General features: G+C 71.6%; 11 protein-coding genes. 6 read left to right on the forward strand and 5 right to left on the reverse strand.

The window, feature by feature from the left end:
• Positions 1 to 16: 16 nt before the first annotated feature.
• Positions 17 to 973 (reverse strand): class I SAM-dependent methyltransferase, encoded by a 957-nt coding sequence (locus tag OV427_RS07400; RefSeq protein ID WP_267855400.1) that lies wholly within the window; start codon positions 971 to 973, stop codon positions 17 to 19.
• Positions 974 to 1,264: 291 nt separating this feature from the next.
• Between OV427_RS07400 and OV427_RS07405 the strand changes: the two genes are divergently transcribed.
• Both OV427_RS07405 and OV427_RS07410 read left to right on the forward strand, forming a co-directional pair.
• Complete coding sequence (locus tag OV427_RS07405) at positions 1,265 to 1,651, forward strand: ArsR/SmtB family transcription factor (RefSeq protein WP_267855401.1); 387 nt, start codon at positions 1,265 to 1,267, stop codon at positions 1,649 to 1,651.
• On the forward strand, positions 1,648 to 2,145 hold the full coding sequence (locus OV427_RS07410; RefSeq protein ID WP_267855402.1) for an SRPBCC family protein: 498 nt from the start codon (positions 1,648 to 1,650) through the stop codon (positions 2,143 to 2,145). The genes OV427_RS07405 and OV427_RS07410 overlap by 4 nt, the downstream gene beginning before the upstream one ends.
• A gap of 89 nt (positions 2,146 to 2,234) precedes the next feature.
• Here the strand turns inward: OV427_RS07410 and OV427_RS07420 are convergent, their stop codons facing one another.
• Entirely contained in the window at positions 2,235 to 3,842 is a 1,608-nt protein-coding gene (locus OV427_RS07420; RefSeq protein ID WP_324289943.1) for a transglycosylase SLT domain-containing protein, read from the reverse strand.
• 148 nt (positions 3,843 to 3,990) lie between these two features.
• Positions 3,991 to 5,712, reverse strand: a complete 1,722-nt coding sequence (locus tag OV427_RS07425; RefSeq protein ID WP_267855403.1) for a hypothetical protein — start codon at positions 5,710 to 5,712, stop codon at positions 3,991 to 3,993.
• Between the two features lie 203 nt (positions 5,713 to 5,915).
• Between OV427_RS07425 and OV427_RS07430 the strand changes: the two genes are divergently transcribed.
• Positions 5,916 to 7,301, forward strand: coding sequence for an aldehyde dehydrogenase family protein (locus OV427_RS07430; protein WP_267855404.1), 1,386 nt, complete (start codon positions 5,916 to 5,918; stop codon positions 7,299 to 7,301).
• A gap of 64 nt (positions 7,302 to 7,365) precedes the next feature.
• Here OV427_RS07430 and OV427_RS07435 read toward each other — a convergent pair whose 3' ends face one another.
• Positions 7,366 to 8,229 carry an NAD-dependent protein deacetylase gene (locus OV427_RS07435; RefSeq protein ID WP_324290053.1) on the reverse strand — a complete coding sequence of 288 codons (864 nt, stop codon included), beginning with the start codon at positions 8,227 to 8,229 and terminating at the stop codon, positions 7,366 to 7,368.
• A gap of 111 nt (positions 8,230 to 8,340) precedes the next feature.
• On the opposite strand from OV427_RS07435, the gene OV427_RS07440 reads away from it, so the two are divergent.
• Entirely contained in the window at positions 8,341 to 10,161 is a 1,821-nt protein-coding gene (locus tag OV427_RS07440) for a M48 family metalloprotease (RefSeq protein WP_267855406.1), read from the forward strand.
• 15 nt (positions 10,162 to 10,176) lie between these two features.
• Here the strand turns inward: OV427_RS07440 and OV427_RS07445 are convergent, their stop codons facing one another.
• Entirely contained in the window at positions 10,177 to 12,015 is a 1,839-nt protein-coding gene (locus tag OV427_RS07445; RefSeq protein ID WP_267855407.1) for a hypothetical protein, read from the reverse strand.
• A 180-nt stretch (positions 12,016 to 12,195) separates the two neighbouring features.
• Here OV427_RS07445 and OV427_RS07450 point away from each other — a divergent pair, with 180 nt between their 5' ends.
• Positions 12,196 to 12,663 (forward strand): GNAT family N-acetyltransferase, encoded by a 468-nt coding sequence (locus OV427_RS07450; protein WP_267855408.1) that lies wholly within the window; start codon positions 12,196 to 12,198, stop codon positions 12,661 to 12,663.
• A gap of 109 nt (positions 12,664 to 12,772) precedes the next feature.
• Complete coding sequence (locus OV427_RS07455; RefSeq protein ID WP_267855409.1) at positions 12,773 to 14,365, forward strand: tetratricopeptide repeat protein; 1,593 nt, start codon at positions 12,773 to 12,775, stop codon at positions 14,363 to 14,365.
• Positions 14,366 to 14,452: the final 87 nt, after the last annotated feature.

Genomic DNA, 14,452 nt, shown 5'->3' on the forward strand with positions numbered 1-14,452 from the left:
TGCCGGGCGCGGCGGCTCAGTCTTCGCCGCCGCGCACCGCGGTGAGCAGCAGGTCGTACTTCCCGCCAAGGAAGGTGCGGAAGCCGTGCTGGTGCAGGTAGCGCCGGTAGAAGGAGAGGTCCTTCACCAGCAGCGACAGGTCCGGCTCGCGCAGGTTGCGCACGCGCGCGCCGTAGACCACCTCTCCGTCCCGGAAGCGTGAGTTGGGGAAGCCGAGCAGGAGCGTGGCCCTCGGCTCCAGGTGCTGCTGCACCAGTCGGCGCAGCAGGGCGTGGTCATCCACGCCGGGGCTCTGCAAGGTGCCCACCGACACGACGAGGCTGAAGCGGCCCAGGTCCTCGGGCAGCGCGTTGAGGTCCGCGAGGACGAAGCGGTGGCGCGTGTCGGGAAAGCGGGCGCGCGCCTCTTCGAGCGCGCTGGCGCCATGGTCCACGCCGACGAAGCTGACGTCCGGCGCGCCTTCGAGCCATGCGAAGGCCGCGAGCTCGTCTCCCCGATTCACCCCGAGGTCGAGCACCCTCGCGCCCGGGGGCAGATGGATGCGCCCGAGCACCTCCAGCCACGGCAGGAGGAATCCCGCGTCCTCCAGCTTGCGCACCCGCGCGAACTCGGAAGCCGTCCCATACCGCTCCCGGGGCTCGAGTCCCTCTTCTACCTCCTCGCCTCCCGCGTGCCACGAGGCTTCGGAGCCGAGCCGCTCGAAGGTGAGCGCCACGTGCGTGCCATCCACCGGGCGAGGCGTGAGCAGCCGGCAAGAGAGCCCGTCAGCCAGGTCACACCAACTGCGCAGCGGCCGGTGGACGAGCCCGTCCCCTGGCCCCACGCGCTCCCCTGGATAACGCCCACGCCCCAGGTCCGGGTCGGGGACCTCGATGCGGACGCTCCCCGCCCCGAGCGCCCCTTGCAGATGACGCACGATGACGATGAGCGGCTCGTCGTGAAAGCGGCGGGGGGACTCGGCGGGGCTCGACATGGCGCCACCAGCCTACCGCCCGGAATTCGCGCAAGACGCGGGAAGACGCGGCCCTGCCGGGCGGCGGACCGGCGGAATGAACGTTCCTTCCGGCCCGCAGGCGGCCGGGTTGGCGGAAGGAACGTTCCTTCCGGTCCGCCCGGGCGACGGAACGGCGGAAGGAACGTTCCTTCCGGCTGGCGGGCGGCCGGGGGCCGGGGCTCGGCAGGCCCGGGCCAGGACTCGCACGACGGATGCGGAGGCCGGGGGGTTGACGCCCGACATGTCATGGCCATAAATAACCATCAGGTTATGAAACCAACGAGTCATGGACAGCTGACGTCTGCTCGCCTCGATGCGACCTTCGCCGCGCTCGCGGACCCCACGCGGCGGGCCATCCTCGCCCGGCTGGCTTCGGGTGAGGCGTCGGTGGCGGAGCTGGCCGAACCGTTCGCGATGAGCCAGCCCGCCATCTCCAAGCACCTCAAGGTGCTCGAGCGCGCGGGGTTGATTTCCAGCGGCATCGACGCGCAGCGGCGCCCCCGTCGCCTGGAGGCCACACCGCTCGCGGAGGCCAACGCCTGGCTGGAGAACTACCGCCGGTACTGGGAGGCGAACTTCGAGCATCTCGATGCCGTGCTGGAGGAACTGAAGACCCAGGAAGCACCAGAGCCCCACAAGCGGAGGAAGAAGAAATGACCCCACGAAACGTAGGGAAGCTGAGTCTCGCGACCGAGGGCGACCGGGACCTCGTCATGACGCGCGTCTTCAACGCGCCTCGCAGAATGGTCTTCGACGCCTGGACCCGGCCCGAGCTCCTCAAGCGATGGCTCGGAATCCAGAACGGCTGGTCGATGACCGTCTGCGAGGTCGACCTGAAGGTGGGCGGAGGCTACCGCTTCGTCTGGAGCCGACAGGGTGGCGGCAACCTGGGGATGCGCGGCGTCTACCGCGAAATCGTCCCCGGCGAGCGCATCGTGAGCACCGAGGTGTTCGACGATGCCTGGTACCCTGGGGAAGCGGTGGGCACCCTCACCTTCGTCGAGCAGGACGGGAAGACCACCGTCACCAGCACGATGCGCTACGCCTCGAAGGAAGCCCTCGAAGCAGTTCTCAAGACGCCGATGGAGCGCGGCGTGGCGGCGAGCTACGACAAGCTCGAGGAGTTGCTGGTTTCACAGGCGGCCGCATAGCCAGTGACACCGGCGCGAGGACGGGCGAAAGACAGCGGCCCGGCCACCGCGAGGTGACCGGGCCGGAGTGCTTCGAACCCGCGTGTGAATCAGGCCGCCGGGCCCGCGCCGTTGTACCAACCGGTGATCTTCTTCACGTAGTTCTGCGTCTCCTTGAACGGCGGTACGCCGTGGTACTTGTCCACGTTGCCCGCGCCGGCGTTGTACGCGGCGAGTGCCAGCCGCACGTCACCCTTGTAGCGCTTGAGCTGCTGGGCCAGGTACTTCGTGCCGCCCTCGATGCTCTGGCGCGGGTCCGTGCGGTCCTTCACGCCCAGCTCCTGCGCCGTGGCCGGCATCAGCTGCATCAGGCCCTTCGCGCCAACGCCCGAGGTGGCGTTCGGGTTGAACGCCGACTCCTGCTGGATGACCGCCTTGATGAGCCGCGCGGGCACGCCGTACTTCTTCGACATGTCGTTGATGATGCCGTCGTACTTGTTGGACGTGAAGCCGCTCAGGTCGTTGTTGCCCTTCGCCGGCCCGGCATTGTCCGTCCCCTTCGGGCCCTCGGCGGCGCCCTTGGAGGTGCTGCCGCCCACCTTGGCGCCCAGCTTCTCGAAGGCCGCGCGGGTCAGCGGGCCGTAGTAGCCCGTGTTCTTCACGCCGTTCGCCTTCTGGAAGTCCTTGAGCGCCTGCTCGGTACGCGGGCCGAACGTGCCCGGGCCGGTGTTCATCTCGGCCTGGGACATGTAGCCGCCCTTCACCAAAGCCTTCTGGAGCTGCTCCACGGCCGCTCCGTGAGCGCCCTTCTCCAAATCCCTGCCCGGCAGCGCCATGCCCTTCACCGAGCCGTGCTGCGGAGGCTTCGGGTCCGAGGGCTTCGGGCCGTCCGTGCCATCCGGCGGGCGACCACCCGGCTTCGGGTTGCCGCCGGAGAACGTCACCAGCTCGCCCGTGGTCCTGTAGGGCCTCGGGCCGCCCACCAGCTGGCTGCCGTTGGTGCGCAGGGTGATCTCCTTCCCGGTCGCCGGGTCATTGGCGTAGTAGACGGTCTTCCCGTTCTCCTTGCCGCGGCCGGTGATGGTGATCCAATGGTCGGTGCCGTTGGCGCCGCCGTTGCTGCCCGGGCTGTGGTCCACGCCCACCACCACCGGACGGCCGGCGTCGATCTGCTTGTTGATGGTGTTGAGGCTCCACGCCTGCTTGGCCGCGCCCAGGCCGCCCATCTTCGCCGCCGAGCCCCAGATGAGCGCGTTGCCGGAGTAGCCGTGGTTCTTGTCCAGGTACGCGTCCATCTCGCCGGGGTTGATGACCTTGCCGGTAATCTTGCTCACCGCCATCGCGGTGGCCGTCATCGCGCAGCCGGCGGCGGCCAGGCTGGAGCTGCTGCCCAGCCGGCGCGAGCCCCACTGCGGGTCGCCCTGGCGGTACATGGGCGTGCCGTCACGCGACGTGGGGAACTTGCGGCCGTCGTCGTCCTTCACCGGGCCCTTCTTCGCGGACGTGGCCGCGAAGTTGTCGCCGCCCGGCGCGGGCTTGGAGCCACCACCGCGCGCGGCCGGCTTCTCGAAGCCGTCGGGGATGACGAGCTTCTGGCCCGCCTGGATCTTGTTCGGGTCCGCGAGGTTGTTGGCCTTGGCCAACTTCTCCACCGTGGTGTTGTAGCGGGCGGCAATCGCGCTGAGGCGGTCGCCACGGGAAACGTTGATCGTGGTCACGGAAGGTCCTTCGTGCCCCGGGGGGTTGAACGCAGGGCTTTGGACCCGATTCTCGAAATCAGAGAGAGAAAGTTTCCGGGGGTGTCGCTCTTTCCAGGTCTCTCATCAGGATGGCTGGAAACTTCCACGGAAGCGTCCGTGGGGGCCATCAGCGCCCGGACGCAGGGTGCTTTCCGGCCCACCACGTGTGGACCTCCCTCAAGTCGTGGAATGCGCTGGTGAGGTGGTCGGGGTGCGCGTCCTTCGCCAGGGCGTCGAGGAGCGGCCCCGCTCTCGCCTGGAGGTGCACCGCGGCCAGCCGCGCGAGCGCGACAAGCAGCTTGGACCCTGGGCGCGCGTGCGAGGGGTGGAGGCGTGGCACCTGCGCGGCCAGCTCGGGGATGGACATGGGGGCCTGCCGCCACCGCTCCACCTGCTGCGTGAGGCTGACGGGAGACGGCGACGCAAGCCCGGTGAGGAACACCTGGAGCAACATCCGCGCGGCGTCATCCGTGAGGGGTGGCCTGGCGGCCTCCACGCTCCACCTGGACATGAGGAGGCGCTCGTAGAGCTCGTTGATGATGGTGGTGAGGCCGGAGAGGCGGAACCCGTGGTGGTCCATGCGCCCGAGGATGGACGCCACCTCGTCCGCGCTGGTGGTGGGGCAGCGCTGCTCCGGGATGTGCGGGGAGCTCATGGCTCCCGACCGCCACTGCCCGAACTCCTTCCCGAGCAGCTCCGAGTGCAGGCCCAGGAGCGCGCCCGCCACCGTGCGCGCCCAGAGGCTTCCGTCTCCCCCGTGCGCGGACAGGCTCACGGCGTAGTGGTGGTGCTTCGGCGTCAGGTCGAGCGCCTTCAGCTCGAAGCGGGTGCCCGTGGAGCGCGCGGCCTCGTTCGCCAGGCGCACCTGCTCCAGGACGTACCGCCGCAGCTCGCGCGAGTCCTCGGACAGCAGGCGCGACACCTCGGACGGTTCGTCCGTCTCCGCGTCGAAGAGGAAGAGGCTCTCGCCATGCCAGGGGAGGAACGCGGTGACGTCACCGCTGGCGATGGGCGTCCCCGGTCCGTGGGCCGCCAGCCCCGTCTCGCGTCCGGTGGCGGGAAGCCGGAGCGTGCGCGACGTGCCCTCGTGAAGTGACACCCGCTGGAGCGCATCGGCGGACACCTGGGTGAGCAACACGTCCTTCGTGGCGAAGGTCGGCATCGTGAGGGCGGGGAGCCCCTTGCGCTCGAAGACGTCGCGGCCGGACACGCGCCACACAGTAGCCGTCCCGTGCACGACGTCGTGCGCGACGATGCCGAGCGCATCTTCGAAGGGCGTGAGCCACACATCCCACGTGGGAGGCACCCACAGCCGGGCCGAGGCCACCACCCGCGGCGCATCGAAGTCGCGGAAGTCCGTCAGCAGCGCGTGCCCGTCCCCTCCGAGGGTGGCCACGAGCCCGCCCCGGCCCGCATGCCTGGGGCGGGACCAGCGGGGCGCATTCCACTCCGTGGACAGCAGCACGGGCTCCTCCTCCGGGAACGGGAGCGGCCGCGAGCCCGCGGGCTCTGCCTTCAGGGTGAGCCGCTCGAGCATCGAGGGCGCGCCGAGGTCCATCACCCGCAGCAGCGCTTCGCCCGAGGCGTCGAGCAACGAGGGCTTGAGCTTGAAACGGGCGTAGCGCGCCTCGCGCTCCAGCGTGTCCACCGCCACGAGGTGGCTGCGGTCATGGCTGTCGTCCCAGGCGAGCACGAGCCTGCCCGCTCCATCGGTGGACAGCAGGCCCTCGCTCGACGCGTGGATGTCCGGGTCCGACACCACCTCGTCGGGCAGGCACCACGACGACAGCGCGAGCCCGTCCAACACCACCACGTAGTCCAGCCCGTCGACCTTCGAAACGAAGTGCATGACGCTCCCCGGCCACGCCGCGGGCTCACGAGAGGGGCCATTCTGCCCGGCTGCCCTCCAGGCGGCGCGGCGGCAGGGCGCATCATGCCCGGCCCCTGGGGCGATGGGCCGATAACAATTGCCCGTCACGCTCTGTCGTAAAGCGCGCTCTCCCCCTCTCCGGGCCGTGACGCTCCCCGCGTCCGTCGGCTTTCCTGGTCCCCATGAGCACACACATCGTCGACAACCCGTACACCGGCGACGTCGCCGCGTCGGTGGAGCCCACCTCTCCCGCCCAGCTGGACTCCGTGCTGGAGCGCGCCCGGAGCGCCTCGCGCGCGCTGCGTGCGATGAGCGTGGAGGCGCGCGTGAAGCTGGTGTTGCGCGCCTGCGAGGTGATGGAGAAGCACGCCGACGCCATCGCCCGCGACATCACCCGGCAGATGGGCAAGCCGCTTTCGCAGGCCCGCGGCGAGGTGGGCGGCATGGCGGGACGGCTGCGCCACATGGCATCGATTGCCGCCGGGTCGCTCGCGGACATCGTCCTGCCGCCCAAGGACGGCTTCGAGCGGAGGATTGCCAAGGAGCCGCTCGGCGTGGTGCTGGACCTGCCCGCGTGGAACTACCCGCTGCTCACCGCCGTGAATGCGGTGGCGCCGGCCGTGCTCGCGGGCAACGCCGTGGTGGTGAAGCACTCGCCGCGCACGCCCCTGTGCGGCGAGCACTTCGCCCGCGCCTTCGCCGAGGCGGGCGCGCCCGAGGGCACGGTGCAGGCCATCTTCCTGGACTACGCCGCGACGGAGAAGCTCGTCGGGGACGCGCGGGTGGACCACGTGCTGTTCACCGGCTCGGTGCTCGGCGGGCACAAGATGCAGGCGGCGGCGAAGGACCGCTTCCTGCACATCGGCCTGGAGCTGGGCGGCAATGACCCGGCCTACGTCGCACCGGACTGCGACTTCGACAAGACGGTGGAGAACATCGTCGACGGCGCCATGTACAACGCCGGCCAGAGCTGCTGCGCGGTGGAGCGCGTGTACGTGCACCAGTCGCTGTACGCGCGCTTCGTGGACGCGGTGGAGCCGCTGGTGCGCGCGTATGTGCTGGGCGACCCGGAGTCCGACAAGACGACGCTCGGCCCCATTGCCCAGCCGTGGCACCCGGCGGAGCTGGAGGCGTTCGTCCAGGACGCCACCCGCCGGGGCGCGAAGCTCGTTTGCGGCGGCCGCCCCACGCAGGTGAACGGCAAGGGCCGCTTCTTCGAGCCGACGCTGCTCAAGGACGTGAGCGCGGATGCGAAGGTGATGCGCGAGGAATCCTTCGGGCCGCTGCTGCCCATCGCCTCCGTCAGCTCCGACGAGGAAGCCCTGGCGCGGATGAACGCATCCAGCCTGGGGCTCACCGCGAGCGTCTGGACGTCGGACAGGGACCGTGCGGACCGGATGGCGCGCCAGCTGGAGGCGGGCACCGTCTACATGAACCGCTGCGACTCGCTGGACCCCGCGCTGCCGTGGAGCGGCGTGAAGGACTCCGGGCGCGGGATGACGCTGAGTGCGCTCGGCTTCGACTCGCTGACGCGGCCGAAGTCCCTGTACTACCGGCTGCGGTTCTGAGCGGCGGCGCCGGGGCCCGCCAGCCGCGCGGGTCCCTCCGGCGCTTCCGAACGGCGCGGGTATCTCACCCCCGCGCCAGCGCCTCCGAGAGCCGGGGCAGCACGTCTCCGGCTCGCGCCTCCACGCGCACGTCCGCCAGTTCCACGCCCCGGCACTCGCCGATGTTGAGGATGGCGATGGGCATGCGGCGCTCGGACGCGCGCACGAGGAAGCGGTAGCCGGAGAAGATGGCCAGCGACGAGCCCACCACCAGCAGCGCGTCGCCCTCCTCCACCAGCGAGAAGGCCGCCTCCACCGTGGGCGCCGGCACGTTGTCGCCGAAGAACACCACGTCCGGCTTCAGCGTCCCGCCACAGTGCAGGCACGCGGGGACGTGGAAGGACTGGAGCAGCTCCGAGGACAGCTCCGCGTCGCCGTCCGGCCGCAGCTCCAGCACGTGGTGGGCGAAGTCCGGGTTGAGCGCGAATAACCGCTCCTGCAGGTCCACCCGCGCCTCCTGCGCGCCACAGTCCAGGCAGCGCACACGCGCCAGCGCTCCGTGCAGCTCGATGACGCGCGAGCTGCCGGCGGCATGGTGCAGCCGGTCCACGTTCTGGGTGATGAGCCCCGGCACCAGGCCGTTGCGCTCCATCTGGGCCAGCGCGTGGTGCGCGGCGTTCGGCTTCGCCGAGGAGAAGCGCGGCCAGCCGAGCAGGCTCCGCGCCCAGTAGCGCGCGCGAATCTCCGGCCGGGTGAGGTACTCGCGGTGCTGGATGGGGTTGCGCGCGCGGGCCCGCGTCCCCGGCCCCCGGTAGTCCGGGATGCCTGACTCGGTGCTGCACCCGGCGCCGGTGAGCACCACCGTGCGGCGGCCTCGCAGGAGCCGCACCAGGGTCTCCACGCCTTCGGTCGCTTCGGGGGCAGGCAGGGCTTCGAGCGAAGACGTCATCGCGCGAGACATATAATGATGCGGCCCTCCCGGCGCCGGACGCCCGCTCACCTGCCCCGCCCGGGCCCCTGACGGCCCGTGTTAAAAGGGGGCCTTCCCGAGCGGGCTCCCATGTACGCCTTCGTCGCCGTCGCCCTCTTCGTCGCCCAGGCCCCACCGGGAGCGGAGCCGCCGGAGCACGTCCACCGCCGCGAGGTGGTGAGGCCCATGGACGAGGCGACCCTGTCCCGCCGCCTGCTCGCCACGGGCGTCGTCGGGCAGGACGCGGTGGCCCCGGCGCCCGGCGCGGACACGGTGACGCGGCCCCCCACGGAAGCAGCGCTCACCCACCAGCGCCGCGTCCGCCTCGCGTGGCAGGTGCCGCTGGGGATGGCGCTGTTCCTCGGCCTGTCGCTGCTGGGCACCTGGGGCGCCGGGCGCGCGCTGTCGTCGGTGCAGCTCGGGCAGCTCCGCTCGGAGCATGTCCACCTGTTACGCGCGGAGCAGACGCCGTCCGAGCGACGCGTGGACCGGCTCTACAGCGCGGTGCTCTGGTACGCCTCGCTGCTGTTCTACGTGTCCGTGCCGATGCTGCTCGCGCTGACGCTGGTGATGACGGGCGGGCTCTTCTACGGGCTGCTCCGGCTGCCGGTCCTCTCCGTGAAGTTGATGGCCCTCATCGGCATCATCGGCTTCGGCGGGCTGGTCGCCATCCTCCGGGGCCTCTTCGTCAGCACCTCCGAGCCGGACGAGGGCCGGACGCTCGCCCCCGCCGAGGCCCCCGCGTTGTTCCTGGCGCTGGCGGAGGTGGCCCAGGTCTCCGGGGCCCGTGAGGTGGACAGGGTGCTGCTGTTCCCGGGCGTCGGCATCTGCGTACGCGAGGACGGCGGCCGGCTCCAGGTGCTGCTGGGGCGCGGCGAGCGCATCCTCCACCTGGGCCTGGGCGCCGTGCGCGGCCTCACCGTGTCCGAGCTGAAGGCCGTGCTCGCCCACGAGTACGGCCACTTCTCCCACGGCGAGACGCGCCTGACGCCCATCATCGGCCGCATCCAGACGCAGGTGGTGCGCACCATTCACGGCATCCAGACCCTGGGCTGGGCCGCCCTCAGCCCCGTGTTCTGGTTCCTGCGCGCCTACTTCTCCGTCTACCTGCAGGTCACCGCCGGCCATGCCCGACGCCGCGAGCTGCTGGCGGACCGGGTCTCCGCGCTGGCCTACGGCGGGGACACCTTCGCCCGGGCGCTGCTGAAGACCGTCGAGTCCGGGGACACCTTCCACCGCGGAGTGACGGTGGCCGCGTGCCTGCGCGAGGCCGGCCGTCCCTCGAAGGATTTGTACCGCACCGTCGAGGCCACGGCGCGCGGCACGCCGGCCCTGCTGCGCTCGCGCATCCAGGAGGAGCTGTTCGCCCGCCCGGTGGATGCGTACGACTCGCACCCGCCCCCGTCCGAGCGCGTGCAGCGCGTGGCGGGCCTCCCCGGGCGGCGCCCCGTGGAGGACACTCCGGCGCTGACGTTGTTCAGCGACCCGGTGAAGCTCTCGGAAGAGCTGGGAGGCGAGGTGCTCACCCTCCTGGACCACGCGCTTACCGGGCAGGGCCTCCCCGCCGGAGCGCCCGTGGCCGCGACGGACGCGGAGCAGGACCGGCTGGCGGAGGCGCTCGCCCTGCACCAGGCCTCGCTCGCCCTGCTCGAGCGCGGCCACCCGGAGGCCTACGACCTGCTCCAGGAGTCCATGGCACGCCTGGAAGACGCCGCCGGTGCCGGGAAGGCCTTCCTCGTGGCGCTGCTCCAGGACCTCTCCGGCATCCACCTGCGGCACGACAACCCTGAGGCCGCCCGCGTCGCGCTCCAGCGGGCCATCGACATCCTCCAGGCCCTTCCCGGCCACGAGCAGCGCGTGGCCGAGCTGCACGAGCTGCTCAACGGGCTGCCGCCACGACAGGCCGCGTGAGCCCGCGCGCCGACGTCACTGGGGACTGCTGGCCGCGCTCGCCGAGCCCGACGTGGGCAGGGCGCCGTAGTCCAGGACCACCGGCGTGCCCACGGGCGGGATGACCACCCGCCGCAGGCCCCGGTCCTTCCACTGCAGCAGCACCAGCGACGGGTCCTCCAGCGGCACGTCGAAGGTGTAGGCCACGCGCTTGATGCCGCGGGCATCCACCTCCATCACCTTCGCCGTCGCGCCGTCGAGCTTCACCTCGTCGCCCTGCTTCAGCATGAAGCGCTCGCTGCGGTGGACGCGCTCGGAGAGGGTCTCGAAGTACCGGTCATGCGCCAGCGCCAGCTCCAGCGAGTTGGGCCCCGTCCGGGTGAGCGTGGGCATCTCGACGGCGTAGGACAGCGTCCACCACGCCCGGGGCAGCACGTTGCCGCGCGCCCACCACGCAATGGACGTGTAGAGGGACAGGTTCGGGTTCGGCAGCGTCAGCACCGCCACGCGCTGGCCGGGCAGCGCCGCCACGTCCAGGTCGTGCTTGAGCTGCGCGTAGACGCGCTCCACGCTCCCCGTCATGTGCGCCATGGTGCCGGTGACGGTGTACCAGCCCACCGGCGCCAGCAGGACGTGCGTGACGGCCAGCAGGCCCGCGACCCCGGTGAGCACGCGCCAGCCCGTGGAGCGCGCCCGGTTGCGCCAGACATGCGTCAGCACCAGGGAGATGATGGCGGCGGCGCCCACGCTCGGCACCAGCAGCAGCCGGTCGCCCTGGATGGTGGCGGCCACCGGCAGCAGCGCCAGGAAGGCCCCGGCCAGCAGCCAGCGCGAGTGCCGGCGCTCGTCCTCCGACAGGTACGGCCACACCGCGCGCAGCAGCCCGCCCACCAACGCGGCGGCGAAGAGGCCCACGCCGATGACGAACCCATCCCCACCCTCGAACTGGAGGGTGAGCTCCGTGGAGATGCTCAGCAAGAGCCCCCAGAGCATGGCGGGGATGCGCACCGCCGCCACGGCCAGCCACGCCGCCGGCTGCGACAGCGGGTCCACGTACAGGTCCGAGCCGAAGGAGCCGTAGCCCAGCTTCTTGTAGAGGGCCAGGTAGCCCAGCGCGAGCACCGCCGCGGGCGCCACCGACAGCAGCCGCTGCCGCCACGGCCCCTTCGCGCCCAGCAATTCGTAGGCGAGCACATACGCGAGGACGCCCAGCGCCGTCTCCCCGCCCGCAAGCCCCAGGACATACGCCAGCACCGACAGGGGCGCGGCCCACCGGCGGCCGTGCTCGCGCCACTCCATGTGCAGCCACAGGCCCACCAGCGCCGGCAGCGTGGCCACCACCGCGTTGCGGTTGCACCACCAGCCCACCGGCGCCGCGTGAGAGTCGTCGATGGCGAAGAGCAGCAGCGCCACGGCCCCCACCGCCCCGGCCAGCGTGCGCCGCATCAGCAGCGCGAACACGCCCACCAGCGCCAGGTACCAGAGGATGGAGTGGACGTGGAACGCCGCCGGGTTCTCCCCGAAGAGGGCCTGGTCCAGCACCATCGTCGCGCTGCTCAGCGGCCGCCAGAAGGCGAGCTTCAGGTCCGGCTGCGTCCACCAGGGGAAGATGCCCTTCTCCACCAGCGGCATCGTGATGGCCGGGTCCCCCGGGATGAAGCGGTACAGGTCGAACGCGTGGTTGGCGAGCGGCGCCGGCGGCACCCGCCCCGACAGGATGCCGAGGTAGATGAAGTCGTCACCGAAGAGCCCCACCTGGAACACCGTCAGCGACATCAGCGCCGCCGCGCCCAGCGCGAGCCAGAAGACTCTCGGCCACACCAGCCAGCGATTGACAGGAGAAACCTTCTCTACAGGGGTAACCAGGTTGTCCATCAAGACGAATCTCAACACCAGATGGAGCCGGAAGACCATGTCTGCCTGGACCTACCTCCCCGCGAGGTCGTGCCGCGGCCGCCCGGGGAAGACGCGCGGCAGGTGGCCGGCCTGGACGGCGCGGGCGCGACACGATGTGCGAGCGGGCCCCGGAGCCCTGGCCGTGCTACACGCGGGCCCATGCTGCGCTGGCAATGGAAGACCTTCCCGGAGCTGACGCTCGACGAGTTGTACGCACTGCTCGCCCTGCGGCAGGAGGTGTTCGTGGTGGAGCAGCGCTCCATCTACCAGGACGTGGACGGGCTGGACGGTGCGTCGCTCCACCTGCTCGCGTACGAGGACGTGGCGGGGGCGCCCTTCCTCGCCGCCTACCTGCGCATCCTGCCCCCGGGCGTGAAGTTCCCCGGCGCGAGCAGCCTGGGCCGCGTGGTGACGTCGCCCCGGGCGCGTGGACGCGGGCTGGGGCGTGAGGTGGTGGCGCGCGGCCTGTCCCGGCTGGACTCGGACTTCCCGGCGGCGGACGTCCGCATCTCCGCCCAGCACTACCTCCAGCGCTTCTACGAGGGCTTCGGCTTCCACGCGGAAGGCGACGTGTACGACGAGGACGGCATCCCCCACATCGAGATGGTCCGCGCCGCCCGTCGCTGAACGCGCGCGCCGCCCGCCGCTTGTCGGAGAGCGGCCGTCACGTCAGGCTCCTGCTCCCAACCCGACGGACCGGGGCCCCCAGACCCTGGCGGAGAAGAGAGAGCCCGACGTGCGTCACGGCCTCGCGATGGGAGCGCTGCTCGCCGTCCTCGCCTCGTCCCAGCTCGCCTGCGTGGTGGGCCCCCGCTTCACCCGCTGCCCCGCCGAGGGTGGCCGCGCGTGGGTGCGGCTGGACAGCGACCACTACACGCTGGAGACGGACCTGCCGCCCGAGGAGGCGCGCAAGGCGATGGGCGCGCTGGAGCGCACGCGCGTCGCCATCCTCGCCGCGATGTGGCCCGACGCGCTGGCCCGGCCGATGGCGAAGGTGCGCGTCTACGTCCTCGCGGACCCCGACGAGTTCGAGGGCCTCTACCCCCGGCGCGTGCGCGCCTTCTTCTTCCGCTCGGAGACCGAGGCCCTCATCGTCCTGCCGGGCCCGCCCGACTCATGGGAGCAGCGCTTCACGGGGCTGTCGAAGGCCTCGTCCTCGCGGCTCAACCACGAGCTGGCCCACTTCCTGAGCACCTACGCCCTGCTGCGCCAGCCCCGGTGGCTCTCCGAGGGCCTGGCCGAGTTCCTGGAGACGCTGCGCCTGTCGGAGGACGGAAAGACGGCGGTGGTGGGCGCGCCGCACTTCGAGGCCATTCAGGACATGGGGGTGCTCCTGAATCGGGTGGTGCGCGCGCGTCCGGAGAAGCGGGACTGGACGATGCAGCGCGTCTTCTCGTGGGACTCCTCGCTGGAGTCGCGCGAGGACGACCGGCAGCTGGGCGCCATGTACGCGGCGAGCTGGCTGCTCGTGCACTGGCTCTACCACGAGCGCCCCCGCGAGCTCGCCGCGTACCAGGCCCTGCTGGCGAAGGGCGTCGCGCCCGACGAGGCCCAGCGGCAGGCGCTGCCCGAGCTGCGCTCCGCCACGCTCGACGCCGTGCTGCTCGACTACCTGAGGAACCGCCGCTACCGCGAGCACACGGTGCCGGTGCCCACCGTGGGCACGGCCTTCCTGGAAGAGGTCGTCGAGCATGCGGAGGTCCACGCCATCCGCGCGAAGCTGGCGGCGCTGGGGGCCCACATGGCCCACCGGGAGCCCTTCATCCACAACCGGCGCAAGCTGTCGCAGGACGAGCTGGACGAAGCGCTCCGGTTGGACCCGAAGGGACTGCCCGCCCTCTCCACGAAGCTGCGCGCGGCGCCCGAGGCCGAGCGGCCCGCCATCGCCCGCGAGGCGGTGGCCGCCCATCCGGACGAGGCCGAGGCCTGGCTGCTCCTGGCATCCGCGCTGGGAGCGGACGCGACGGCACAGGCAGAGCAGGAGGCGGCCTACAAGAAGGCGCTGGAACTGGAGCCGCGCAGCGCCCCTGCGGCGACGGGGCTGGCCTGGCTCTACGTCACCCAGGGACGTCTCGCGGAGGCGCTCCCGCTGGTGCAGTGGGCCGTCGCGCTCGCCCCATGGAGCACGCAGGCCCTGGACACCTTCGCCATGGTGCTGGCGGGCGGCGGAGCCTGTGACGAAGCCATCCAGACGGAGGAGCGCGCCCTGGAGCTGATCCAGGACGAGGGAAACCCCGAGGTGGAGAAGGTGCTGCGGGAGCGGCTGGCGGGCCTCACCCACGGCACGCTCTGCACGCCGGCCGCGCCGCGCCCCGACGCGCCACGCTGACCCGCCAGCAGCCCCCGCCTCGCGAGGCCGGAGCCCATGCGGCCAGGGCAGGCACCCTCCGGGACAGCTCGCCAATGCCCCGCATCA

Source organism: Pyxidicoccus sp. MSG2, assembly GCF_026626705.1.
Classification (GTDB): Bacteria; Myxococcota; Myxococcia; order Myxococcales; family Myxococcaceae; genus Myxococcus.

Bases quoted from the DNA above. Each gene is read 5' to 3' on its own strand.
- OV427_RS07400 (WP_267855400.1), bottom strand. From the start codon at position 973: ATGTCGAGCCCCGCCGAGTCCCCCCGCCGCTTTCACGACGAGCCGCTC.
- OV427_RS07405 (WP_267855401.1), top strand. From the start codon at position 1,265: ATGAAACCAACGAGTCATGGACAGCTGACGTCTGCTCGCCTCGATGCG.
- OV427_RS07410 (WP_267855402.1), top strand. From the start codon at position 1,648: ATGACCCCACGAAACGTAGGGAAGCTGAGTCTCGCGACCGAGGGCGAC.
- OV427_RS07425 (WP_267855403.1), bottom strand. From the start codon at position 5,712: ATGCACTTCGTTTCGAAGGTCGACGGGCTGGACTACGTGGTGGTGTTG.
- OV427_RS07430 (WP_267855404.1), top strand. From the start codon at position 5,916: ATGAGCACACACATCGTCGACAACCCGTACACCGGCGACGTCGCCGCG.
- OV427_RS07435 (WP_324290053.1), bottom strand. From the start codon at position 8,229: ATGACGTCTTCGCTCGAAGCCCTGCCTGCCCCCGAAGCGACCGAAGGC.
- OV427_RS07440 (WP_267855406.1), top strand. From the start codon at position 8,341: ATGTACGCCTTCGTCGCCGTCGCCCTCTTCGTCGCCCAGGCCCCACCG.
- OV427_RS07445 (WP_267855407.1), bottom strand. From the start codon at position 12,015: ATGGACAACCTGGTTACCCCTGTAGAGAAGGTTTCTCCTGTCAATCGC.
- OV427_RS07450 (WP_267855408.1), top strand. From the start codon at position 12,196: ATGCTGCGCTGGCAATGGAAGACCTTCCCGGAGCTGACGCTCGACGAG.